The following is a 25,833-nucleotide window of genomic DNA, read 5'->3' on the forward strand; positions in this document are numbered from 1 at the left end:
TGGGCCGTCCTAAGCCTTTTTTGGTATGCGGCGGCTTCGGCATGCCGCTTCAGTTCGTCGGTTCAGAGCTTCACCACGGTCTCTTCGGTGGAGAACCAGACGAACTCGTCCACGCCGCCGGCAAACGACGACGGATACTCCGGGTCGCCAGTGAGGCCATCGCCATCAGTAGGCGCGGCGAACACATGCGCCAAGGAATCGGCCTTCCCCGCACCTGCCGAGAAGAACCAGGTGTGACGGGAGCGGGCGATCAGCGGCGCGGTGAGAGACACGCGCAACGGCGGCATCTTGGGAGAGTGGCTGACGCCTACCGTCAGACGATTGCGCACCAGCACCTCGTGGTGCCCGGAGGAGGCCGGGAACAGCGACGCGTAATGACCGTCCGGTCCCATGCCCAGAATCATCAGATCGATGACCGGCTCAGGGCCGAGTTCGCGAATGAGCTTGGACTCATAGGAGCGGGCGGCGGCGTCCAGCAGAGCATCGTTGGCGACGTCTGCGGCCGCGCGCGCCTCCTCGTCGTCGCCGGATGCGGCGGCGGTCGCAGCCGCAATATCATCAGCGGAGCGCACATCGGCCGGCATCTCATGGATATTGGATTCGGGCAGTTTACCCTCAGCCACCAATTGGTCGAGCAGCAACCGACGAGCGGCCACAGCGTTGCGATCCGCGCTGTCGGCCGGCACGAAACGTTCGTCGCTGAACCAGAAATGCACGCGCGTCCAGTCGATCGAAGCCGACAGCGGGTCGTCAAGCACCAAACCCAGTGGCTTCGCAGCCGAGCCGCCGGAAAGCGCAACATCCACGCGCTCGCGGCGCTTCCCATCCGGCAGACGCTCGGCGAGCAGGTCGAGCAGCGTCAATACCAAGCGCTGCGCACCGGCCTGAATCATCAGATCGGTATTCGGATAGACGATGAGTCTGCGATTTGCCATGTGATGCTCCTTCATTAAACCACTCGATAGTTTCTCTCTCAGTGGCGACTCATAGCGGTCATGACGGTTGTTGGCGCTGCGCCATGCTCATGAAACAGAAGAGCCGGTCCGCGAGGTTTCCTGCAAGTACAGATACCCACGAACCGGCTCGTAGTTGCCGATTGTGCGGCCGATTCATCTGCGGCAGAGTCGATGGAATTAGTGCCGAATCAGTGCCGAATCAGATCCCAGCCTTCATTGATGACCTCGGCGTACACCTCATCAGGGTCGATACGGCGCAGCTCCTCGGTCAGGCAATCCTCGATGGTGCGCACGGGCACGGAAATCGCCTGCGGTGTCTGGCCGGGCATCGAAATCAGCGCCTGATCCTCGTACGGGCGTTCCAGCGAAACCACGCCGTCCGAGCGAGTCAGGTATACGCCGGTCACGGCTTCGGCGTCATTCACATACTCGACGTCCACATTCACGCCCAGCTTCAACCGCAGCCATGCGCACAGGAGATCCATCGGCAGGAATTCCTTGGGACCGCTCACCTTCACGGCGGTGATCGGCAGGTGCGGCGGCTGGTCGAGCATCGAGGCCAGTAGACCACGCCATACGGTCAGACGCGTCCATGAGAGATCGACGTCCTCTGCCGTCCAATTGCGGCGCAGGCGTTCGATGGTGGCTTCCGGATTGTTGGAGCGCATTGCATCGGTGAGGCGGCTGCGGGCCATCGCGCCCATCAGATCCTTGGATGGGTTGGACGGTGGATTCGTCGGCCACCACGCCACCACGGGCACATCCGGCACGAGCAGTGGGATGACCAGCGTATCCGGGTGGTTGATCAGCCCGTTGCGCGGGCGGAGAATGATAATTTCTCCAGCACCGGCGTCCGCGCCGAACCGCACCTGGGCGTTGAGATTCGACTCAGCAGGGCCGTCGGTAAGGTCGATCGCCGGGTTATCGGTCTTCTCCATCGGCTTCGCGCCGGCGCTGTTGTCAGAAGCTTCCACGCCGGCATGGTCGGCGTCATTCGCGTCGCCGTCGTCATGATGTTCGGTATCCGGCACGATTGCGATGACTCGGCAGGGGTGCTCACGGCTGGCGGCGTTGGCGATCTCCAGCGCGTGCTCGAGCTCGCTGTCATCCGTGGCGATCAGCAGCGTCAGCACGCGTCCGGTGGCGGATTCGCCGCGTTCCTCGTGCAGCTGTTCGATCTTATGCGCGATTTCGCGCGTGCGGGTATTGGGCAGATCGATGATCATGGCATCCTCCAGTGACGGCCTTCGCGCGCCAGCATCTCGTCGGCTTCGGCCGGGCCCCAGGTTCCCGAACGATAGGGCTGCGGCTGGCCGAGCGTGGACCAGAATTCTTCAATCGGATCGAGGATTTCCCAGCTCAGGTTCACCTCTTCGGTGGTCGGGAACAGCGGCGGATCGCCGAGCAGCACGTCCAGAATCAGTCGCTCATAGGCTTCGGGCGAGTTCTCGGTGAAGGAGCGGCCGTAGCTGAAGTCCATGTTCACGTCACGGACCTCCATCGTGGTGCCGCCGGGCACTTTGGCGCCGAAGCGCATGGTCACGCCCTCGTCCGGCTGCACGCGAATCACGATGGCGTTCTTGCCGAGCTCGCGTACGGCGGTCTGCTCGAACGGCAGATGCGGCGCGCGCTTGAACACCACTGCGATCTCGGTCACGCGCTTGCCCAGGCGCTTGCCGGTGCGCAGGTAGAACGGCACGCCGGCCCAACGGCGGGTATCGATGTCCAGCTCGATGGCGGCATACGTTTCCGTGGTGCTCTTGGGGTCGATGCCTTTCTCTTCCAGATACCCGACGACTTCGTGCGAGCCCTGCCAGCCTCTGGCATATTGGCCGCGCGCGGTATGCAGCGAAAGATCCTTGGGCAGACGAACGGCGGAGAGCACCTTGGTCTTTTCGGCGGTCAGATCCTTGGCGGTGAAGCTCACCGGCTCTTCCATGGCGGTCAAGGCCATGAGCTGCAGCAGGTGGTTCTGGATCACGTCGCGTGCGGCGCCGATGCCGTCATAGTAGCCGGCTCGTCCGCCGATGCCGATGTCCTCGGCCATCGTGATCTGCACATGATCGACGTAGTTCGCGTTCCAGATCGGCTCGTACATCGCGTTGGCGAAGCGCAGGGCCAGCAGGTTCTGCACGGTCTCCTTGCCGAGGTAGTGGTCGATGCGGAACACCGAGCTCGGGTCGAACACCTCGGAGACCACATGGTCGAGCTCCTTGGCGCTGGCGAGGTCGTGGCCGAACGGCTTCTCGATGATCACGCGGCGCCACGCGCCCTCGGACGAGCGGGACAGTCCCGAGGCGGCGAGCTGCTTGGCCACCACCGGGAAGGCGCGCGGAGGCACGGACATGTAGAAGGCGTGGTTGCCGCGCGTGCCGCGGTCGCGGTCGAGTTCCTGCACGGTGGCGCTCAGACGTTCGAAGGCCTCCGCGTCGTCGAACGTGCCGCGAACGAACCGGATGCCGGCCGCGAGGTTCTTCCAAGTCGATTCCTTGAATGGCGTGCGGCAATGGGCCTGTACGGCGGCTTTGACGAATTCGATGAAATGCTCCTGCGTCCAATCGCGGCGGGCGAAACCGGTCAGACCGAAGCTGGGCGGCAGCAGGCCGCGGTTGGCCAAATCGTAGACGGCGGGAAGCAGTTTCTTCTGCGACAGGTCGCCCGTGACGCCGAAGATGACGAGACTGCAAGGTCCGGCGATGCGGGGCAGTCGCAGGTCGCGCGAATCGCGCAGCGGATTGCTCCAGGCAATGGATTCATTCATGGTGCCCAGCGTAGTCTGTAGGGGCCATCATTCGCCAGAGGCGATACACGATGCGGGTGCGATGTGGGTCACAGGGCGGTGCCATGTAGTGGCACTGGGGACATTCCGCTGGGATTATTCCGTTGAGGGTGTGCGTCCGTGCTTTGAGTCCGAGAGCCCGACTGGTGATTGACGGATTGTTAGTGGCCTACGTCAGAAGTTCGTTGATTATATCGTTGGCTCCCTTCGTCAGGACGTTGCCGTGAAACAGACAGCGGAGCTATTTGCCGGCAACATGCAAGCCGGCAGGCAAGCCAGCAGAACACGCGCGAAGTGCGTCCGTGATTGCAGGACGAGCTAGCCCGCGAAGCTGGTTTGAGGGGGTAGTGAATTAATCAACGAACTTCTGACGTGGCATACTAGTATGCCGCGTCATTAATTCGTTGATTATATTTTTGGCTCCCCTTGTTAGGGGAACCGGCCCGCGAAGCGGGTCTGAGGGGTAGGGAATTAATAAACGAATTTCTGACGTGGCATACTAGTGGTCTGTCTCACTAATAATTGAGGGGTCCAGCTTCTGTCTCTCCCCAGTCAGCTTCATTGGTAACCTCCTCGTTAGAGGAGAAACTCTACCCCTCAATTATTAGTGAGACGGATCACTAGATGTTCGATTGACGTGTGGCTGACGTGTGAGCGAGGTGATACGCAACGCCGGACTAGACAATGTCTGGAGCCCGCGTGTATCTTAGTGCTGTTGCCCCTTTAGCTCAACGGTTAGAGCAGCGTCCTTTTAAGTCGTGGGTTGTGGGTTCGAATCCCACAGGGGGCACACTTAAGGCATCGGCTTTGCTCGGTGCCTTTCTTGTTTCTCCTTGAAACCCTTGGAATCATTGAGGTCCAAGGGTTTTTCTTGTTTTTGCCAATCGCGTCTCATCCCTGATTATCCCTGAATTTTCTTAGCTGCTAATTGCCTTCCGAGACAACATTGGACAACATGAGCGCAGATGCTCGCTACCTCTCAGGCATCGGTTTGACGCCGGTGCCTTTCTTGTATTCCGCGGAGCCTTGGACTGTGCTCTCCGAGCAAGACTGCCACAAGATTGCCGCAAACTGTCGGTTCTCGTCGTTTCGGTGACGGATTTCGACGCTTCGGTGACGGATTTCGACACCTGACTGTCGGACCTCGACGTAAGACTGTCGGATTTCGTACGGCATACGTACGAAATCCGACAGTCAAGTAACGAAAACCGACACTCTTGCGTTGAGAACCGTCACCGAAGCGTCGAAATCCGACAGTCCTGCGACGGTCTTGTGACAGTCTTGTGACAGTCTTGCTCGGAGCGTGAGAGAGGTGGCTGGCCTTAACGAATGGCAGGTGGATTGCTGAGACCCATCATGGAATTGCACCCCAATCTGCGCCTCCGCACCTGTCCATATGCGCCACAAACAAACAAAGCCCGGCGGGAACCGGGCTTTGAAGGAGAAGAAAGAGGAAGAGAAGAAGAAGGTTCAATTATTGCGGGCTTTGCGGCCGTGATTCACATATAACACCATCAGTCTCGGTGCGGCGTGTGCATTAGCTGGGAATTATATGGGAATCACAGCTTGCGCAGTGCGTGGTCCTGTGCATGATGGCGCTTGATGTTGATTGCTCATTATCCCCCAGCACTCGGCCGCGTAATCGGCGAGGCAAGAACTGGCACGATAAGGCACAGAGCGTGGATGCGAAGGCTTGCGCGGTCGTAGTTTCGTCCTCGATATTCACCTGATGATTGATCAGTAGCACGGATGGCGGCGATTTTCGCGACCATCCGCGATAAATGTTGGCTCTGTTAAACCACCTTTGGCGTAAGAGGCGAATCGGTGAGGTTGATTTCCCTAGGAAATCAACCCATTCAGAACTCTCGTTGATTAGCCCATGCCAATTCTGGTTTAACAGAGCCTAAATGTTACGATCGCCCCGTCCAGTGCCCGGTCCGGATTCCCGGCCATCCCGTCGCCTACAGTGGGCCGCATGTCATGCACTACCATCCTCATCGGCAAGAACGCCAGCTACGACGGCTCCACCATCATCGCCCGCGACGACGATTCCGGCTCCGGCCGCTATGATCCCAAGCGTCTCATCGCGGTCCACCCGGATGACCAGCCGCGCCACTACGTCAGCGTGCTGAGCCACGTCGAAATCGACCTGCCGGACAATCCCTGCCGCTACACCATCGCGCCGAACGTGCTGCACAACCGTGGCGTGCTGGCCGAGGCCGGCGCCAACGAACATAACGTGGCGATGAGCGCCACCGAAACCATCGCCGTCAACGAACGTGTGCTCGCCGCCGACCCGATGGTCGAGCTGCAGCCGGCGCAGGGCGAGCCCGGTGACGACGACTACCGCCCCGAACAGCCCGGCGGCATCGGCGAGGAGGACATCATCACCCTCGTCCTGCCGTACGTCACCACCGCGCGCGAGGGCGTTGCCCGGCTCGGCGAGCTGCTGGAGACCTACGGCACGTACGAGTCGAATGGCGTGATCATCTCCGATGTGGACGAAATCTGGTACGTCGAGACGATTGGCGGTCACCACTGGATCGCCCGCCGTGTGCCGGACGACTGCTATGCCACCATCCCCAACCAGCTGGGCATCGACGACTTCGACCTGACCGATGCGTTCGGCAAACAGCGCGAATACATGTGCAGTGCGGATTTGCGCGAGTTCATCGCCGAGCATCATCTTGACCGTGCGATGGGATCGCCCGCCGTGTCCGGTGGCCGTCACTCCCACAGCGCCGGTTTCGGGGCCGTTGCCGGGACGAGCGCCGGCGTAACCGGCAGTTTCAACCCGCGCAAGGTCTTCGGCACCGCCACGCCCAAGGACCACATCTACAACACCCCGCGCGCCTGGTACATGCAGCGTCATCTCAACCCCGGCGAGGACTGGGATTCGCCCGCCGCGCGATACACACCCGAGTCCGACGACATCCCGTGGTGCCGCGTGCCGGAAGACAAGGTGACCCTCGAGGACGTCGATTTTCTGCTGTCCTCCCATTTCGAGGGCACACCGTACGACCCCTACGGTACGACCGGTACGGCGGAATCACGCCACCGGTACCGTCCGATCGGTGTGAACCGCACCGGTCATATGGTGGCCATTCAGCTGCGCCCGTACGTCCCGGCGTGCAGTCGTGCGGTGATGTGGGTCTCCTTCGGTTCCGGCCCGTTCACCACAATCGCGCCGTTCTATGCGAACGTTGACGATACGCCCGCCTACCTGCGCGACACCACGCCCACGGTCTCCACCGGCAATCTCTATTGGGAGAACCGTCTCATCGCCGTGATCGCGGACGCCCACTGGTTCGAGACGCGCAACGCGATCGAGCATTATGCGGAGCTGGTGCGCGCGTTCGGCCATCGTCTGGTCGAACAGACGGATGCGCAGGTGGCCGAGGGCGGCTATGGCGACGAGGACGTGCGCGCCGTGCCGTCGGTGCTGGAGGCTGCCAACGAGCGCACAGCTGATTATTTGCGCGAGCACACCGCCAAGCTGCTTGACAGCGTGCTGTACACGTCCAGCAACCTGATGCACAACAGCTTCGCCATGTCCGACCGCTGGGTGTGACGCGGGCGATTGCCGCAGGGGCGGTGTCCGCGCGGGTTCTGCGTCCGCCGCCCCATCCGGATTCGAGGACGGAATCAGTTGAAGCCGACGACCTTCTCGGCGATGGTGTATCCGTTGCGCACGGCCCAACGCCCGGCGGAACCGGGCAGATTGATCGCGCGGGACATGATCTTGGCGCGCACGTCATGTCCGATCGCCGGAGAGTACTCGTCGAGTGCGGCCCACAGCTCACGCTTTTTCTCGTAGTTCGCCGGGTCGCGGGACAGGATGAGGAACACGGACGTCACGCACGATTCGATGGACAGGAAGTGGATCATGTACCGGTACAGCCCGTCCGGGACCGTGCCGCGTTCGGGCGTGGCCTCGGTCATGAGACGGTTGACGAGCCGCAACTGATCCACGCGGCGAATCATGACATCCGTCTGCACGCTCTGTCCCTCGCGCCCGATGAAGTAGTGGTAGAACGGCACATCCAGATACTGGATGCGCTTGACCCACGGGAACGGCTGATACGAGTAGTAGAAGTCCACGTAGAACGTGTGCTCCGGGAGCGTGAGCCCGGAATCGCGCACCACCTGTGTGCGGAAGGTGAGCGCATGCATGATGATGTACTGCGCGAGGCCGAACGTGCCCAGATCATCCCAGCCGAGCACACGGCCGGAGTCCATCACGCGCCGGAAGTTCACCGTGTGCTTGTGACGTTTGGCCACTTTGTCGTACACGTAGTTGGTCACCAACATGTCGATGGGCTCGTTCGTCTCGCGTTGCGCTCGCAGCGTGGCGAGCACGGTGTCGATGGCCTGCGGGTCCACCCAGTCGTCCGCGTCCACCACCTTGACGTACATGCCGGTCGCGGCCGCCAGGCCGGTGTTCACCGCGCCGCCGTGGCCCTTGTTCTCCTGATGAATCGCGCGCACCACGCCAGGATTGGTGCGTTCGAGCTTCTGCGCGTAGGCGAGCGTGCCGTCCTTGGACCCGTCGTCCACAATCAGTACCTCGACGTCCTGGGTGTTCGCGGCGGAGAGTATCGAATTCACGCAGCGGTCGAGATAGGACTCCATATTGTATGCCGGGATCACGAAGGTGAGCGTCTTTGCCGTATTGGCCATAGCAGTATGTCGTCCTCACATAATTCATCGTTGTGCGTTGTACTGTTCACACCGTAGCACTTGGGTGCCCGGCGCGGCAGGACGTTACGCAAGTTGGCGCCCTGAATGCACGTTCTGCATCCCCTGAATCTTCCCCGAGTTCGGCTTGGAATGGACTTGGGAATGCACCTGTGGCCGGAGCGGGCTGCCGGGCGGCTGTTGTTGTTGGACGGCAGCCCTCGGCCGACTACTTCCTGCTGACTGCTTTTGGCCTACCGACTTTAGTCCCTACGCGCCGGCCCGCGCGTCGTTGTCCTCGCCGTCCGTCCGGTGCGGGGCGATGTCTCGTTGGATACGTCCGGTTCGCCCGGGCCCTCAGGTATGACGTCTGACTCGCCCTGTCCGGCGGGCTCGGACCCGTCCGGCTCGTCCGGTTCGCCGCACTTCGCGTCGGCCGGGCGTGACGATTCCTCCGGCGACGCCGCGTCATCCCTATGCCGACGCTCTGCCTCCTTCCGGGCCTTCGCGCCCTCGAACAGCAGCTGCGGCTTGGAATTCAGACGGCTTAGGCCATGCCACGCTAGATCCACGATGTACGCCGCGAGCTGCTCCTTGCTCACCTTCGGGCGGTCCGCCCAGTACTGGCCGGTGAATACGGTCATGCCCACCAGCATCTGCGCGTAGTACGGCACGCCCCTGACGGACAGCTTCTGTCGCTTGAAGGTGTCGGAGAGGATGTCCTCGACCCTCAGTGAGATATCGCCCAGCAACGAGTTGAACGATCCGGACGGGTCGGTGCTGGGGGAGTCGCGCACCAGCACTTGGAAGCCCTCCGCGTTCTCCTCGATGTATGTGAGCAGCGCCAGCGCGGTCCGCTCCACGATGCGGCGCGGGTGGACGTCCGGATTGTCCAGCGCCTCGGTGAGCGTGGTGGTCAGCGCGCGCATCTCCCGGTCCACGATCACCGCGTAAAGACCCTCTTTACCGCCGAAATGTTCATAGACAATAGGCTTGGATACCTTGGCATGCGCGGCGATCTCCTCGACGCTCACCGCTTCGAACCCTTTGGCCGCGAACAGTGAACGCCCCACCTCGATGAGCTGCTCGCGCCGCTGTAGCGATGTCATACGTGAAGAATGTGCCATAGCGTTCAGCTTAGCCCGCGGGCGGAATCGGCCTCCATTGGGCGTATCCGCGCGGCGGTCGGTTCCGGGGTCTGGCCGGTGCCCTGATTCCGGGCGCGGGATAGACTTTGGCTTATGGATATGAATACCGTATTGGCCGTTATCGGCGTGATTGTGGTGGCGGTCATCCTGATCGCCGTGAGTGTGTGGTGGTCCAAGTCCCGCAGGCGCGATCTGGACCGCGCGGTGGGCCAGACCGCCCCGGATGACAAGCGGACCCGCGATGCCAAGGCCGCGGCGGACGCGCGACTGGCCGCTGAGGCCGAAGCTGAGGAAGCGGCGAAGGCTCGGGCCGAGAAGGAAACGAAGGCTGAGGCCTTCAAGAGTGGACCATCGGCATCGGAACCGGCCTCATCGAAGGCCGAATCCGCCGCCCCCGCCGCGGCGTCCACCGAATCCCGGGCTGAGTCTCAGTCCGAATCCCAAGCCGGAGCCGAGACCGTTGCAGGCGGGGCAACGCCGTCATCGAAGGGTGAATCGCAGACTTCCGATTCCCTTATCGCCGACACGGAACCGAAGCCGGCTTCCAAGTCGACGCCTGAGCCTGCTTCCGAGCCCGTCACCCCGGAAGCTCCTGAGGCCCCGACGGCCCCCGCGCAGCCCAAATCCGAAACCCCGGAATCCATCGGCTCGCGACTGACTCGCCTCAAGGCCAAGCTCGCCAAGTCCGACAATCCGTTCGGCAAGGCGCTGTTCAATATCCTGACCAAGGACAACCTCTCCGAGGCGGACTGGGAGGATGTCGAGGACACCCTGCTGCTCGCCGATGTCGGTGCCGAGGCATCCGGCCAGCTGGTTGACGAGCTGCGTACGGACGCCCGCGTCAACGACCGGTCCAATCCCGCCGAGGTGCGTGCCGCGCTCAAGGAGAAACTGCTCGATCTGGTGGGCCGCGACACTGATCGTCGCCTCAACGCCGAAAAGCCGGGAGCGAACAAGCCGGGCGTCATCATCATGGTGGGCGTCAACGGCACCGGCAAGACCACCACCGCCGGCAAACTGGCCCGTCTCTTCGTGGCCGAAGGCAAGCAGGTGGTCATGGGCGCGGCCGACACCTTCCGCGCCGCCGCGGCGGACCAGCTCGAGACATGGGGTGCCCGCGTGAACGTGCCGGTGGTGCGTTCCGACAAGGACGGCGCCGACCCGGCCTCGGTGGCCTTCGAGGCATCCGCCAAGGCCAAGGAGACGAACGCTGACGTGCTCATCATCGACACCGCCGGCCGACTCCAGAACAAGGCCAACCTCATGGACGAGCTGGGCAAGATTCGCCGCGTCACCGAGAAGAACCTACCGGTGGACGAGGTGCTGCTCGTGCTGGACGCCACCACCGGCCAAAACGGCATGATACAGGCCAAAGTGTTCGCCGAGGCCATCGGCATCACCGGCGTGGTGCTCTCCAAGCTGGACGGCTCGGCCAAGGGCGGCATCGTCATCTCCGTGCAGAAGGAGCTCGGCGTGCCGGTCAAGCTCGTCGGTCTCGGCGAAGGCCCGGACGATCTGGCGCCCTTCGATCCGGAAGGCTTCGTGGACGGCATTCTGGCGTAGCTCGCGTGACTCGTCGTCGGCCGTGGCTGCATCGCGTCGGCCCGCGTCCACGTTGTGAGCCGTGAAACGCTCCATGCAGACCCAAACAAGGCCCCGAATCATGATGGAAACATGGTTCGGGGTCTTCCCGTATCCGTTGGAATCTCGCCGGAATCCGTCAGCGAAACCCTTGCGATAAGCCCGGTCGTGCTTAACAATCGCGTAACTTGCCGTAACGAAACCAAAATGATGCGGGCTTTAACTGACGAACTGTTAGCCCCGAACGGGGACTGCAAAGTGAGTACAAAGACGCCGGCCGTGTAGCGGTTCAGGCGCCGTGAGCTGAAAGAGAGGGAGGTAGACATGGGAACGCTTGATTCCGGTAATGCCGCATGGATCCTGACATCCGCGTCCTTGGTTTTCCTCATGACGCCTGGTGTGGCGTTCTTCTATGGCGGTATGGTTCGTGCCAAGGCCGTCCTGAACATGCTGATGCTTGAGGCGGCCGCCCTGTCGGTCACCATGATCATCTGGACCCTGTGGGGTTGGTCCATCGCCTATGCCGGTTCCGACATCGGCGGCATCTTCGGCGACCCGGCCACGGGCTTCCTGCTTAAGGACACGATGGTCGCGGATCAGGGTGTGTTCGGTTCGGCTTCCCTGAACGCCAACAACTACCCGGCCTCCATCGACGTGGCCTTCCAGGTCGCCTTCGCGATGATCACCGTGGGTCTGATCTGCGGCGCTATCGCTGAGCGCGTCAAGTACAGCACCTGGATGATCTTCGTGGCGCTGTGGATCACCTTCGACTACGCCCCGATGGCCCACATGGTCTGGAACGGCGGCCTGCTCTCCGCCAAGGGCGCGATCTCCACCGCCATCGGCGCGGCCGCCCACGATTTCGCAGGTGGTACCGTCGTCCACATCAACGCCGCAGTCGCCGCGCTGATCATCGTGCTGATTATCGGCAAGCGTAAGGGCTTCGGCACGCAGCCGTTCCGTCCGCACAACGTTCCGTTCGTGATGCTTGGTGCCTTCCTGCTGTGGTTCGGCTGGTTCGGCTTCAACGCCGGTTCCGCCTTCGCCGCCAACGGCACCGCCGGCTACGCCTGGGTCTCCACCTCCGCCGCCACCGCGGCCGCCATGCTCTCCTGGGGCTTCACCGAGAAGATCCGTTCCGGCCACTACACCGCGATGGGTGCCGCCTCCGGTATGGTCGCGGGTCTGGTCGCCATCACCCCGGCCGCCGATGTGGTCTCCCCGCTGTGGGCCATCGTGATGGGCGCCATCGCCGGTATCCTGACCTGCTTGGCCTGCGGTCTCAAGTTCAAGTTCGGCTACGACGACTCCCTTGACGTGGTCGGCGTCCACGGCGTCGGTGGTCTGACCGGTACCGTGCTTATCGGCTTCTTCGGCGAGGGCACCGGTTTGCTGGCCGGCGGCGACTGGAAGCAGCTGGTTGTCCAGATTTGCATCGCGCTGGTCGCCATCCTCTACTCCGCCGTGATCACCGCGATCATCGCCTTCGCGCTCGAGAAGACGATCGGTTGGCGTGTCACCGAGGCCCAGGAAGTCGGCGGCATCGACCTTGCCGACCAGGGTGAACGTGCTTACGATTTTGCTGGTACTGCCAGCTCTGTTCTCAAGGAGGTGAAGTGAGATGAAGCTGATTACCGCTATCATCCAGCCCCATAAGCTCGACGATGTCAAGGAGGCCCTTGCGGCCGCCGGCGTGCACGGTCTGACCGTGTCCGAGGCCAACGGCTACGGTCGCCAGCGCGGCCACACCGAGGTCTACCGCGGCGCCGAGTACACCGTGGATCTGGTTCCGAAGATTCGCGTTGAGGTTCTGGCCGATGACGCCGATGCCGAGACGCTGGTCGGTGTGATTGTCAAGTCCGCCGGCACCGGCACCATCGGTGACGGCAAGGTGTGGGTCGCCCCGCTTGACTCGGTGACCCGCGTGCGCACCGGCGAGACCGGTTCCGCCGCGATCTGATAAGGCGTCCGTTCCTCCTGTGGTATCTCGCTCGGGGTTCGGATTATCGAATAAGACAGGTCCCCGCACGCTGCGCCAGTCGCCGTGCGGGGACTTTTCGTATCACTTCGCGTCCATTCCGGCGCAGCGGCGCGGGCGTTTCGGGGTATTTCGGATATTGATGTGCGTATCTCCGTTGCAAGGGGTATCTCGAGGGCTTTGCGGACAGCTATCTGCTTTGCAAGGGGTACCTGGCCAAGTAGACCAGCGCGAAAAATGGCGTGACGGCGCCACGCCAAGGGTAGACATACTCGGGTTATGCGGTCTGAAGTACCCCTTACAACGCAGATAGCTGTCCGCAAAGGCTCCAATGTACCCCTTGCAAAGCAGATAGAGCGCTAAGCCATGAGCGACGACGCAATCCCAAGCGAAAGATGAGGCAAGGATAGGCAATGGCATCGGCAGTAGATGGGTTGAAACAGCAATTCATGGACATGAGCCGGCCGGATGACGACGGCGTCTACCGGAACGGCTCGGCCAAGCGTCAGGCGCGCACCGAGTTGGCGATGCGGTGCCTCACGGAACTATGGGACGAGGCATGCAAGTCCACGTCCTTCGCCGTGCCGAGCACTGGTATCGGTTTCGCTGCGGTGGGCTCCTTGGCCCGCGGGCAGATCGGCCCCAGCTCCGACCTTGACTTGGTGATTATCTATGAACCCCACGCGCTGAACGACCAGCAGCTCAACGAGCTGGCTAACAAACTGTGGTATCCGATATGGGACAGCGGCCTGGACTTGGACCATTCCATCCGCACGCGCGCCCAATGCGAGGAAGTCACCGACCACGACCTGCCCGCCGCGATGGGATGGCTTGACGTCAAGCCCATCGCCGGGGACACCGAACTCATCACAACCACGGCCCTTTCCATCCTCGAGCGGTGGCGCAAAGCCGCCCGCAAGCGCCTGCCCGAGCTGTTGGACTCCGCGAAGGCGAGGCTGGACGAATTCGCCCGCATGCAATACGTCAATCAGCCAAACATCAAGGAGGCGCGCGGCGGTCTGCGCGACTCGGTGCTGATCTCGGCGCTCGCCGCATCGTGGCTGGCCGACCGTCCGCACGGCATTTACGATGAGGCCGTGGAGCGCCTGCTGGACGTGCGCGACTGCATCCATCTCGTGGCCGGCAAGGACACCAATATGCTGCTCACGCCCTATCAGGCCAAGGTGGCCGCCATGCTGGGCCTCGCCGATCCGACGTGGCCGGAGGAGGAGCGCGCCGCCTACTCCATTGACGACCTGCAGACATTGCTCGCCCGCATCGGCCGCCGCATCTCCTTCTCGCTCGACTCCACCGCCTCCCGCGCCGAGCATTCACTGACGCATGAGAAGCCCCGTTTCGCCTTCTTCCAGATGTTCTCCCAGCGCGCCGGCGGCAAGCGCGAGGCGCCGCAATTCGACCTCGTCGCTCCCGGCGTGGCCAAACACGAAGGCGAGCTGGTATTGGCCCCCGGCGTGGACCCGACTGCGGATGCCAAACTGGCGCTGCGTATGGCCGTGGCGTCCGGGGAGTTCGGACTGCCGATCAATCCGTCCACGCTGATGAACCTCAAGCATTGCCCGATCCGGGACAGCGAGTGGGACGAGGAATCCCGCGGACTGTTCGTGCGCCTTTTGGCGTGTGGGCCGGAGCTGATGAACGTCTGGGAAAGCATTGATTTCGTGGACATTCCGGGACGCTGGATGCCCGAATGGCTCGGAATCCGCAACCGTCCGTCCGCCTCGGCCGCCCACCGGTACACCATCGACCGGCATATGGTGGAGGTCACGTCACGCCTCGGCAGGGAAACGCCGTCCGGTGGCCGGTATGACGATGACCACTACACCGCGCTCCTGCTCGCCGGCATCACCCATGACATCGGCAAACGCGCGTTCGTGCGCGATCACGCCGCCGAAGGCGCACGCCATGTGCCGGTGATTCTGAAGCGCATGGGCTTCGCGCCGGACATCGTGGAATGGGCCACAACGCTGGTGCGTGAGCATCTGACGCTTTCCGAGTTCGCCGCCGGTCGCGACCCGAACGACCCGGCGGTGGCAACCGAACTGGCGGAACGGCTGCATCACGACAAGGTGCTGTTGGACATGCTGTTCGACCTGACCCGCGCGGACGGTTCCTCGCTCGGGGCAACCGCCGGCGAGACCATCACCAAGCAATACGGCTGGTCCAAATGGCGTGAACAGCTGGTCCGCGCCATGTATGCCGCCGTACGCGTCGCGATGTGAGACGCCGGCGTCGCGATATGACACTTCGGTGTTGCGATGTGTCGCATCGCATACGGTGACGTATACGACACTTTCGCGCTGCGTCGGCGACCCGTTCACCTCATCCAACGGTCACCGCGCACGCGCAGCCCGTTGCACAGGCCGCGACCGCCCATCAGCACGATGTTGAATGCCGCCCATAGCGTCACCGTGCGCAGCAGATCGTTGCCCAGATGCGGCGTTACGGCATCGGCCAGCAGCAGCATGAGCGCGATGTACACCACAGCTGTCACCGTGCAGGTGACGGCGAGATACCGGTAGTCGCGTGAGCCGATGAGGATGCCGTCGATTGCCATCATCCAACCCTGAAGCGGGAAGAAAACGCCCATCGTCACCATACCGGCCGCGATCAGCAGCTGGATATGCGGCGTGGGAGAGAAGAAATGCCCGGCGAACAGCCCGATCACGGCGAATGCCAGACCGATGACTGCGCCGATGGCAAGGCCTGCGCGTCCGGTGCCGCGCGTCAGTCGTTTCGCCTCGGCGATGTTGCCGGCACCCAACGCCGTGGCCACCAGGGTCTGGCCGGCGATGCCCACCGAGTCGAGCATGTTCATCGCGAAGTTCCATGAGGAGTTCACGGCTTGGAATCCCGCCAGCACCGCAGTGCCCATGCGGGCGGCGCTGGCGACCGTCACCACCATCGCCGCGCGGATCGCCAAGGTGCGGATGAACAACGGCAAACCATCGCCGCCGGCGGCCACGATTCCCTCGAGTCGGGGCCGCAGGCTCGCTCCATCCGTCCGGGCCCACAGAATGGCCGGTATCACCAGAAACAGTCCCATATACCATTGCGCAATCATCGTGGCCGCGCCGGACCCCGCGATGCCCCAGCCGAACACGATGACGAACAGCACCTCGAGCACCGTGTTGAGCACGGCGCCGCTTACGGCGGCGATTAGCGTGATGCGAACCTTCTGCAGTCCGCGGAAGATGCCGTTGGCCGCATAAACCAGCAGCATGCCGGGTGCGCCCAGCACAATTGCGCGCGTGTAGGTCACGGCCTGATCCAGTACGGCGCCCTGGCCTCCGAGCGCCCGGCACAAGGGCTCGGCGGCCGCAAATAGTCCGACGCTCAGCGCCACGCCGATGCCTAGCGCGAGCCAGAGTCCGTCGATGCCGGCCTGCAGCCCCTCCCGTCGGCGGCCGGCGCCCAGCAGATGCGCCACCTGCGCGGTGGTCGAATAGGCGAGGAAGATGCACAATCCGACGGCGGTGAGGATGATCGTCGACCCGATGGACAGGCCGGCCAACGCCGCGTCTCCGATATGCCCCACAATCGCCGTATCGATGAGAATGAACGTAGGCTCGGCGATAAGCTGCCCGAATGTGGGCAGGGCCAACGCCAGAATCCGCCGGTTGATCGAGTCGCTGCCGGTGCCGTCGCGGCCGTCGGCACCTCGCCTGCCACCGTCCTGCTCCGGTGCGACGGCCGGATTCTGCTGCGTATCATGATTGACTACGTTGCGCAACCGGCCTCCAGTCGTCCGAAATGTTATCCCCAAACTATCCACCAACTTATCCCCATTATGTGGATAAGTTGGTGGATTATCCCCATAGTTATCCCCTAAATGTGGATAACTTATTTTTCTATCCACATTCCCCTCCTCTGCGTGTCGCGCACCCCTCCACAGGGTGAATCCACGGTAAACAAATCGTCGGAAAGCGTACTCGGAGACATGTCTGTGCATGCGCAGGTGCATTCCGATGTGCATAACCATAACGGCGAATGCCAACCCCGGTAAATTTTTACCGGCTCTCAAACGGCCTTCTATACTTGGGGCTATGGCAGAAGGAAGCGACACCTCATATCAGGGATATTCGGGCGGCGGAAGCGGGCGCGGCTCCAACCGCGACGGTTCGGGTGCCACGGCGGCATCCGGCGACGCGATTTTCGACCGCGTGCCCCCGCATGACGACGACGCGGAGATGGCCGTGCTCGGCGGCATGCTGATGAGCAAGGACGCCATTGGCGAGGTCTCGCAGACCATCGAATCGGCCGACTTCTACCAGCCCAAGCACCAGACGATCTACAACGCGATCATCGACCTGTTCTCCGCGAGCCAGCCGGTGGACGTGGTGCTCGTGGCCAATCAGCTGCTCGCCGACGGCAATCTGGACAAGGTGGGCGGTGCCGACTATCTGCACAGTCTTGTGGCATCCGTGCCCACGGCGGCCAACGCCATGTACTACGCCGAGATCGTCCATCAGCGGGCCGTGCTGCGCAACGTGATCGCCGCGGGCACCAAGATCGCGCAGCTCGGCTATTCCGCCGAGGGCTCGCAGGCCGAGGACGTGGTGAATCTCGCGCAGTCCGAGGTCTACGAGATGTCGATGGGCAAGGTGCGTCAGGATTACTCCGCCATCGGCCCGGTGGTGCATGACGCCCTCGATCAGCTCGACAAGCTTCAGCAGGGCTTGGTGAACAAGGGCGTGCCCACCGGCTTTCGCGACATCGACGATGTGACGCAGGGCCTGCAGCCCGGCCAGATGGTGGTGGTCGCAGGCCGCCCGGCCATGGGCAAGTCCACGCTCGGCATCGATTTCGCGCGTGCGGCCTCGCTGCACCACAACATGACCACGATCGTCTTCAGCCTCGAGATGAGCAAGGTGGAGCTCGCCCAGCGCATCATCTCCGCCGAGACCAACATCCCGATGGCCGCATTGCGCCGCGCGGACGACATCACGCCCGAACGGTGGAACACGCTGAACCAGTTCTGGACCAAGATGCAGAACGCGCCGCTGTTCATCGACGACAGCCCCAACATGTCGCTGATGGAGATTCGCGCGAAGTGCCGCCGCCTCAAGCAGACCAACGACCTGAAGCTCGTGGTCATCGACTACCTGCAGCTCATGACCTCGGGCAAGGCAGTGGAATCCCGTCAGCAGGAGGTCTCCGAGTTCTCCCGCGCGCTGAAGCTTCTGGCCAAGGAGCTGGAGGTGCCGGTGGTGGCCCTTTCCCAGCTGAACCGTGGCCCGGAGATGCGCAACGACAAGAAGCCGCAGCTGGCCGATCTTCGTGAATCCGGCTCCATCGAGCAGGACGCCGATGTGGTGTTCCTGGTCCACCGCCCGGACTTCTACGACAAGGAGGACCGCCCCGGCGAGGCCGACATCATCATGGCCAAGCACCGTAACGGTCCGACCGAAACCTTCCATCTCGCCTTCCTCGGCGCCACGTCCAAGTTCAAGGACATGCCGCAGGATTACAACCAGGGGGTGTGATTATGTTCGCTACACCAGCCATCGGAAAACTCGTTCGGGCCGCCGCCCGAGTCACCAGGCATGGCGGTTCGGCGTTCCCGGGCAAGGTGGTGGAGAGGATCGACCCGACGTTCCTGGCCCGCACGCTCGGTCGTCTGCCGCTTGGCGTGGTGCTGGTCTCCGGCACCAACGGCAAGACCACCACCACCCGCATGGTCGCCTCGATGCTCACCGATCTGGGACTCAAGGTGTTCACCAACCCCACAGGCTCCAACTTCACCCGTGGCGTGGTCTCCTCCTTGCTCACCGAGGTGAGCTTGTCCGGTCGGCTCGACGCCGACATCGCCGTACTGGAGCTGGACGAGGCCTATGCCGTGCACTTCGTGCGGCAGGTCAAGCCGCGGTATGCCCTGCTGCTCAACGTCATGCGCGATCAGCTCGACCGATTCGGCGAGATCGACACCACGGCGAAGCTGCTCGGCCATGTGGCTGCGGCCACCACCGGAACCGTGGTGCTCAACCGCGAGGACCCGCGCATCGCCGCGCTCGCCGGTCTGGCGCCGGCCGGCACTGAGATTCGGTACTTCGGGTTGACCGATGACCTTAGGCACTACTTCCCGTCCGACGATGACATGGCCACCACGGTCTCCGTCGAGTCCGATGCGCGGTCCTCGCTGACGGGTGAGCCGGCGGCGCGGCCGACCGGAGGGGCGGCAGGAACATCTGGTGGGGCTTTCGGCGGCATGGCCGGCAAGGCCGGCAAGGCAACGAATCCAGCCGACGTTGCACAGGAGACTGAGCCGGATGATGACGAAGTCCGCTCGCCCGCCGACGTCACCCTCGCGGCCGTGGGCGACCACGAGGCCACGTTCCGCATGGACGGCCACGACTATTCCACCGCCGTCAAGCTCGAAGGCGTCTACAACCTGTACAATGCGGCCGCCGCGCTCGCCGTGGTGCGCGCGGTCATGCGGGATACCGCTGCCGCCTCCAAGGCCCGGGCCTCCGCCCATGCGTGCGCCGTCTCCGCCGACGAACTCATCGCCGCCGTCTCCCGCGTCACGCCGGCGTTCGGACGCGGCGAGATCATCGACGTCAACGGCTCGCCGGTCGAACTGCTGCTGGTCAAGAATCCGATGGGATTCCGCCTCTCGCTGGCGAGTTTCGACCCGACGAACGCGGACACGATGATCGTCATCAACGACGAATACGCCGACGGCCGCGACATGAGCTGGCTATGGGATGTGGATTTCACCTCGCTGCGTGAATCGGGCGTGGGCATGGTCTCCGGCGTGCGTGCCTGGGATATGGCGCTCAGGCTGGGCTACGATCAGGTGCCGGTGCAGGCGACCGATACGGACATCGAATCGGCGCTCGCCGCGTTCGTGAAGGGCAACCCCGGCAAGCCGAAGCACATCTACTGCACATACACGGCCATGCTCGCCGTGCGCGCCGCACTTGCGCAGGTGGCCACCGTGGCGGACGCCGGCGTGGGCCGCTGACGATGACGATGGTCGCTGACCATGACGATTGACCAGGACGATAAGGAGAACGTGGCATGGGCAAGACGATTGATGTGGTGTCCCTGTATCCCAAGGACATGAACATCTACGGTGACTCGGGCAACGTGCTGACGATTCGCCGCAGACTGGAGCTGTACGGCTACGAACCGCGCATCCATCAGTACAATCAGGGCGATGACTGGCCGGACCATGTCGATTTGATCCTCGGCGGCGGCGGCCAGGACACCGGCCAGAAGAAGATCATCGACGACTTCTTCGGGCGTGCGGAGCTGCTGCGCTCGCTGGCGGTGGATGGCACGCCGATGCTGATGATCTGCGGCCTGTACCAGTTGTTCGGCGAGTATTTCGAGACCGTGGACGGCACCCGTCTGGACGGCATCGGCATCATCAAGGCGCACACCGTGGGCCGTGACGTGCGCATGATCGGCAATCTGGTCGAGCATTCCGAGCAGTTCGGCGATGTGATCGGCTATGAGAACCACTCCGGTCAGACCTTCCTCGGCGAAGGCGTGCAGCCGTTGGGTCGCGTCGATCAGGACGGCCGCGGCAACAACGGCGAGGACCACACCGAAGGCGCGCGCGTGCACAACGTGATCGGCACGTACATGCACGGCTCGTTGCTGCCCAAGAACCCGGCGATCAGCGACTTCCTCATCGCCACCGCCGTCGAACGGCGATACGGTTCTTTCGACAAGATCGACCAGACTCCGGAGCAGGCCGCCGAGCTCGCCCGGCTCGACGCTGTGGCCGCCAACGCCCGTAAGGCCGCGGCCGCCCGGCCGAGGTGAAATCCACCGTACGATCAGACGAAATCAGCCTTAGGGCCTAGCGCCAAGGCCGGGCGTTTGCGCTAGGCTTAGCAGTACGGGACGCGGCATAAGGCCGCCGACGGGCCTCGAAGGAGGGGTTATTATGGCAGATTTTGATTTGGGTGACGGTCTGCGCAAGGTTTTGCTGGCGGGCATCGGCGCCTTGGCCACCGGATATGAGAAAAGCTCCGCGATTGTGGACGACCTCGTCAAGAAGGGCGAGCTGACCGTCGAGCAGGGCAAGAGCCTCAACACCGAGCTCAAGCGCAAGGTGGGCGAGGCCCTCGTCAACGATGCCGCCAAGGATGAGGCCAAGAAGGCCGAGGCCGATGCTCAGCAGGCCGATTCCGCGGCCGCGTCTGATGACGCCGCATCCGACGCCTCGGCCGAGGCGGCCGAGTGACGTCATCGCAGTCGCCGCACACCGCCGACGCCATCGAACCGGCCGAGCCGACCATTACGGAAGACCCGGCCGGTTCGGATTTTTCGGCCGGTTCAGGCGAGTCGGCCGGGGCGGTCAACCCGCCCGAACCGGCCGACTCGACTAACTCGACCGACTCGGCCCATACGATGGCACAGTCGGCGCACGCCAGGCCCGATGCCGACTCCTCAAACGGGGAGCCGGCATCCTCGTATGCCTGGAATCAGCCCGACACCGAAACGATCGGCCTGTTCGGCGGCAGACGCGACGATTTTTCCAGCCGGTACCATCTGACCCGGCGCGGCAAGGTGAAGCGTCTCGCGCAGATCAGCCGTATCGTCAACCAGTTCGACGCCCTCAAGGGCCTCACACCGGTCAAGATGCGGCTCATGTTCGAGGCGTTGGGCCCTACGTTCGTCAAAGTGGGGCAGATTCTGTCGATGCGCTCGGAGATTCTGCCGCAAAGTTTCTGCGACGAGCTGGCCAAACTGCGCGCCGACGCCGATCCGATGCCGTATGCCACGGTGCTGGACGTGCTCGCGGAGGAATACGGGCGTCCGGCGGATGAGGTGTTCGTGCACATCGATCCCAAACCGCTGGGCTCCGCATCGCTCGCCCAGGTGCATCGCGCCACGCTCAAAACCGGCGAGGACGTGGCCGTCAAAGTCCAGCGCCCCGGTGTGCGCGAGACGATGGCGCAGGACGTGTCCATCATGCGCTCCATCGCCAAGGTGGCCACGAAGGTGATTCGCACCTCGCAGATCGTGGATCTCAAGGGCGTGGTCGAGGAGCTGTGGGACACCTTCGAATCCGAGACGGACTTTCTGGTCGAAGCCCGTAATCTCGCCGAATTCAAGCGGTTCGCCGCGCGCTTCAAATACATGGACTGCCCGAAGCCGTATCCGGACCTGTGCACCGAGCATGTGGTGGTCATGGAGTACGTGGACGGCATTTCCCTGTCGCACCCCGGCAGGCTGGTCGCGGACGGCTATGATCTCAAGGAGATCGGCACCAAGCTCGTGGACAATTACGCCACGCAAATCCTCGACGACGGCTTCTTCCACGCCGACCCGCATCCGGGCAACATCATCATCCGCGGCGGGCAGATTGTGCTCATCGACCTCGGCATGACCGGGCGCCTCGACGCGAAGACCCGCTCGGTAATGAAGGACATGATCTTCGCCGTCGCCAAGCAGGATTCGCCGGCGCTGGCCGATGGGTTGCTGCGGTTCGCGGGCACCGAGGCCAATCCGGCCGACTATCCGTCGCTGCTGGCCGATCTTGACGCGATCGTCAAGGAATACGGCACCGTCGATCTTGCGGACCTTGACATCGCCGCGTTCCTCACGGCGCTCACCTCGCTCGCGCAACGGCACGGCATCGAGGTGCCCAGTACGGTGACCACCGTGGGACGCGCGCTGGTGACGCTCGAGGGTCTGCTCGACGAGTTCATCCCCGACGTGAACATGATTGAGATCATCTCCCAGCACATCGCCACGTCGAAAACCGCCGACCAGATGGTCAAGGACGAGCTGAAATCACTGGGATTGGAAGGCCATGAGGCGCTGCACAGCGCGCTCGACGCGATGAGCGAGCTGAGGGTGGCCGCCCGCATGCTCACACGCGGCCAGCTGCGCACCAACATCGAGCTCGTCGGCTCCGAAGAGCCGTTCCAGATGCTCTCCGACATGGTGAACCGGCTGGCGATGGCGCTGATCGTGGTGGGCCTGTTCGTCGGCTCGTCCATTGTCTACTATGCCGGCATGAAGCCTATCATCTTCGGCATTCCGATCGTCGGTTTCATGGGCTACGTGGTCGCCTTCGCCCTCGGCTGCTGGATCGTGCTCGACATCTACCTCAAGGGCCGCAAGACGAAGAAGCGGTAGGCTGGCGGTGGGCTCGGTCGCCGCTTCCTCAGCTTACGGCTGACGGCTTACGTCGGATTAGTCCAGAGGCAGTGTGGACTCGCGCTGGATGCCCAGTGGGCGGTCCTTGGGATCTTCCAGGTGCTTTACGGAATGCGAATGCAGCGTGGTTCGCTTGCGGGTCATGCCGCTCATACTCCTTTTGCGGTATCGATACCACGCTCGAAATAAGTGTGTTTAATTTGCTTGGCGAGGCACTCTTTTGTACTATGTGGAATCGATACCACATGTACTGTTCCTCTGTACCTGTGGCATGTGTGTCCGCCAGTGTTGGGACGATGCGGCGACGAGGGCGTGAACGTCCGCGGGCATGCAGAAGGACTCGTCATACGGCAGGTAAGGAGTACCATGCAGACCTTTACATGGGGCAACGAGACGTTGACCATGACCTTTACTTGGGCGGATGATCAGCCGGTCGTGGTGAGCGCGCTGAACACCGGTGGGATCGACGTACGTTTTGAACACAGGCTCCCATTGGTGGAGATCCTGGCAACCGGTACGGGGCACTGGCTGGCGAACGACCGTCTGGTGCATACGGATATCGGACGGGCATTGCGGTATGTCTCCCACTCCACCGATAAGGATTCCCATGGCGATCACCTTGATGTGACGCTTGCCGACGTGGCGCTGGGGATCACCGTCGTCGTCCACTATGATCTGCCTCGCGCCATACCGATGTTCCGGGTGAGCGCGACGGTAACCAACACCGGCAATCCCGCCGTGGAGGATTCGCCGGCGCTTGCCGCCGATGGGTCGATTGTGCTCGAATCCGTGACCAGCTTCGTTTCGGCGTTCGGCGCGCCGCAGGGCACAAGCGCCGATTGCGATGCCTGGCGTCTGATCGAATGCGAGAATGACTGGCTTGGCGAGGGCCGTTGGCATGAGACGCCCACCGGCAAGCTGTTCCCGAGGCTGGCGCAGCAGATGACCGGCCATAATCCGCGTGGTGCGCACTCCGTGGTCAACACCGGAACATGGTCCACCGGCAGGCACACGCCGTTGGCGCTGCTCGACTCCCGCGAATTGGGCCTGACTTGGCTCTTCCAGATCGAGCACAACGCCGCGTGGCGTTGGGAGGTCGGTCGCGATACCGAAGACGGATATCTGGCGCTCTCCGGTCCGACCAATGTGAATCACGACTGGGCCAAGCGGCTTGCACCGGGTGAATCGTTCACCACGGTGCCCGCATCCGCCACGCTGGCCGCCGATTTCGACGGGGCCATCGCCAATGTGACGGCATACCGCCGCGCGATGCGTATCGAAAAGGCGGACAATGAGCATCCGCGCGTGATCTTCAACGACTACATGAACACCATCAACGGTGACCCGACCACGGACAAGCTGCTGCCGCTGATTCGGGGCGCTGCCGAATCCGGTATCGAGATCTTCTGCATCGACGCCGGATGGTATGACGACACCGGCGACTGGTGGCCGTCCGTGGGTGAATGGATGCCGTCCAAGAAGCGCTTCCCGAATGGCATCACCGAGGTGATTGGTGCCATCCGAGATGCCGGCATGATTGCGGGTCTGTGGCTTGAGCCGGAGGTCATCGGCGTCAAATCACCGATGGCCGAGTCGCTTCCCGATTCGGCGTTCTTCCATCGGTACGGGCGTCGCGTGGTCGAGCAGGAGCGGTATCTGCTCGACCTGCGCGACCCAGCCGCGCGCCAGCATCTGGATGACACGGTGGATCGTCTGATTGACGATTACGGCGTGGGGTATTTCAAGTTCGACTACAACGTCTCGCCCGACGCCGGCACCGATTTCAACGCGGACAGCGCCGGCGATGGACTGCTGGGCCATAACCGCGCCTACAGCGCGTGGATTGAGGGGCTGCACCGACGTCACCCGGGGCTCATCATTGAGAACTGCTCCTCCGGTGGCATGCGTATGGATTTTGCGCAGACGTCGCGTTTCCAGGTGCAGTCTACGTCCGACCAGCAGGACTTCCGCCTCTACCCGGCTATCGCGGCGGCGGCCCCGATGCTCATGACGCCTGAGCAGGCGGGCAGCTGGGCGTATCCGAATGCGCAGAACACCCCCGAGGAGTTCGCGTTCAACCTCAACACCACGTTCCTAGGACGGTTCTTCCTTTCCGGTTACATCAACCGGATGAGCGAGGCGCAGCGGGCGCTTATCGTGCAGGCGGTCGAGGCATACAAGACGCATGTGCAGCCGGTGATCGGCTCCGCGGTGCCATTCTGGCCGCTCGGCCTGCCCGACTGGGACGACAAGGTGATCGCGTTGGGCCTTAGAGCCTCCGACCGCACGCTGGTGACGGTGTGGTCCCGCGAAGGGGACGGGGGAGACGTGGCTCTTCCGTTGCCGTGGTTCCACGGTTCCGCGGTTCAGGCGGAGACGCTGCTGCCGGTCGGCGATGGGTTTACTGATTGGCCGGTGCGCTGGGATGCCGATGCCGGGACGGCCATCGTGGGCGTGCCTGCCGATGGCGGGTATATCTCCCGTACCTTCGAGTTCCGCGCGTAACGACTTGGCGGAAGTCCAAAAGGCAAATTAGACGGTTAGACGGGTGGGCGGTTGACCTCCAAACGA

At 62.9% G+C, this 25,833-nt stretch carries 17 protein-coding genes and 1 tRNA gene; 12 read left to right on the top strand and 6 right to left on the bottom strand.

What is annotated here, in order from left to right; genetic code table 11:
- Window positions 1-62: 62 nt before the first annotated feature.
- The 3 genes from pgl to zwf form a co-directional block, all read right to left on the bottom strand.
- Window positions 63-935 carry a 6-phosphogluconolactonase gene (gene pgl / locus BG22_RS01640; RefSeq protein ID WP_140492520.1) on the bottom strand — a complete coding sequence of 291 codons (873 nt, stop codon included), beginning with the start codon at window positions 933-935 and terminating at the stop codon, window positions 63-65.
- A gap of 209 nt (window positions 936-1,144) precedes the next feature.
- Window positions 1,145-2,182 carry a glucose-6-phosphate dehydrogenase assembly protein OpcA gene (locus BG22_RS01645; RefSeq protein WP_140492523.1) on the bottom strand — a complete coding sequence of 346 codons (1,038 nt, stop codon included), beginning with the start codon at window positions 2,180-2,182 and terminating at the stop codon, window positions 1,145-1,147.
- Entirely contained in the window at window positions 2,179-3,717 is a 1,539-nt protein-coding gene (gene zwf, locus BG22_RS01650; RefSeq protein ID WP_140492526.1) for a glucose-6-phosphate dehydrogenase, read from the bottom strand. The genes BG22_RS01645 and zwf overlap by 4 nt, the downstream gene beginning before the upstream one ends.
- Before the next feature lie 735 nt (window positions 3,718-4,452).
- Here zwf and BG22_RS01655 point away from each other — a divergent pair.
- A tRNA-Lys gene (locus BG22_RS01655) sits at window positions 4,453-4,525 on the top strand.
- 1,185 nt (window positions 4,526-5,710) lie between these two features.
- Window positions 5,711-7,306 (top strand): C69 family dipeptidase, encoded by a 1,596-nt coding sequence (locus BG22_RS01660; protein ID WP_140492529.1) that lies wholly within the window; start codon window positions 5,711-5,713, stop codon window positions 7,304-7,306.
- Window positions 7,307-7,380: 74 nt separating this feature from the next.
- On the opposite strand, the gene BG22_RS01665 is transcribed toward BG22_RS01660, so the two are convergent.
- Together BG22_RS01665 and BG22_RS01670 are read right to left on the bottom strand one after the other, a co-directional pair.
- Window positions 7,381-8,415, bottom strand: coding sequence for a glycosyltransferase family 2 protein (locus BG22_RS01665; protein WP_140492533.1), 1,035 nt, complete (start codon window positions 8,413-8,415; stop codon window positions 7,381-7,383).
- A gap of 260 nt (window positions 8,416-8,675) precedes the next feature.
- Window positions 8,676-9,521, bottom strand: a complete 846-nt coding sequence (locus BG22_RS01670; protein ID WP_223852054.1) for a TetR/AcrR family transcriptional regulator — start codon at window positions 9,519-9,521, stop codon at window positions 8,676-8,678.
- A gap of 132 nt (window positions 9,522-9,653) precedes the next feature.
- Between BG22_RS01670 and ftsY the strand changes: the two genes are divergently transcribed.
- The 4 genes from ftsY (at window position 9,654) to BG22_RS01690 (ending at window position 15,359) form a co-directional block, all read left to right on the top strand.
- The gene (gene ftsY / locus BG22_RS01675; protein WP_181163331.1) at window positions 9,654-11,123 is read left to right on the top strand and encodes a signal recognition particle-docking protein FtsY; all 1,470 of its coding nucleotides are present in this window, start codon (window positions 9,654-9,656) and stop codon (window positions 11,121-11,123) included.
- A gap of 342 nt (window positions 11,124-11,465) precedes the next feature.
- Complete coding sequence (locus BG22_RS01680; RefSeq protein ID WP_094666605.1) at window positions 11,466-12,761, top strand: ammonium transporter; 1,296 nt, start codon at window positions 11,466-11,468, stop codon at window positions 12,759-12,761.
- A 1-nt stretch (window position 12,762) separates the two neighbouring features.
- A complete protein-coding gene (locus BG22_RS01685) occupies window positions 12,763-13,101 on the top strand; it encodes a P-II family nitrogen regulator (RefSeq protein WP_109057958.1) in 339 nt (112 codons plus the stop codon).
- 431 nt (window positions 13,102-13,532) lie between these two features.
- Window positions 13,533-15,359, top strand: a complete 1,827-nt coding sequence (locus BG22_RS01690; RefSeq protein WP_140492537.1) for a nucleotidyltransferase domain-containing protein — start codon at window positions 13,533-13,535, stop codon at window positions 15,357-15,359.
- A 95-nt stretch (window positions 15,360-15,454) separates the two neighbouring features.
- Here BG22_RS01690 and BG22_RS01695 read toward each other — a convergent pair whose 3' ends face one another.
- Window positions 15,455-16,762, bottom strand: coding sequence for an MATE family efflux transporter (locus BG22_RS01695; protein WP_258186163.1), 1,308 nt, complete (start codon window positions 16,760-16,762; stop codon window positions 15,455-15,457).
- A gap of 421 nt (window positions 16,763-17,183) precedes the next feature.
- On the opposite strand from BG22_RS01695, the gene dnaB reads away from it, so the two are divergent.
- From dnaB to BG22_RS01725, 6 genes are all read left to right on the top strand, one after another.
- The gene (gene dnaB / locus BG22_RS01700; RefSeq protein WP_169833996.1) at window positions 17,184-18,623 is read left to right on the top strand and encodes a replicative DNA helicase; all 1,440 of its coding nucleotides are present in this window, start codon (window positions 17,184-17,186) and stop codon (window positions 18,621-18,623) included.
- 2 nt (window positions 18,624-18,625) lie between these two features.
- Window positions 18,626-20,104, top strand: coding sequence for a Mur ligase family protein (locus BG22_RS01705; protein ID WP_140492543.1), 1,479 nt, complete (start codon window positions 18,626-18,628; stop codon window positions 20,102-20,104).
- A 56-nt stretch (window positions 20,105-20,160) separates the two neighbouring features.
- On the top strand, window positions 20,161-20,913 hold the full coding sequence (locus tag BG22_RS01710) for a type 1 glutamine amidotransferase (protein WP_140492546.1): 753 nt from the start codon (window positions 20,161-20,163) through the stop codon (window positions 20,911-20,913).
- 124 nt (window positions 20,914-21,037) lie between these two features.
- On the top strand, window positions 21,038-21,337 hold the full coding sequence (locus tag BG22_RS01715; protein ID WP_140492549.1) for a hypothetical protein: 300 nt from the start codon (window positions 21,038-21,040) through the stop codon (window positions 21,335-21,337).
- A 167-nt stretch (window positions 21,338-21,504) separates the two neighbouring features.
- Window positions 21,505-23,241 carry an AarF/ABC1/UbiB kinase family protein gene (locus BG22_RS01720; RefSeq protein ID WP_140492552.1) on the top strand — a complete coding sequence of 579 codons (1,737 nt, stop codon included), beginning with the start codon at window positions 21,505-21,507 and terminating at the stop codon, window positions 23,239-23,241.
- Between the two features lie 387 nt (window positions 23,242-23,628).
- Entirely contained in the window at window positions 23,629-25,767 is a 2,139-nt protein-coding gene (locus BG22_RS01725; protein ID WP_094666612.1) for an alpha-galactosidase, read from the top strand.
- Window positions 25,768-25,833: the final 66 nt, after the last annotated feature.

This window comes from Bifidobacterium sp. UTBIF-78 (assembly GCF_006408945.1).
GTDB classification, from domain to species: Bacteria; Actinomycetota; Actinomycetes; order Actinomycetales; family Bifidobacteriaceae; genus Bifidobacterium; species Bifidobacterium myosotis.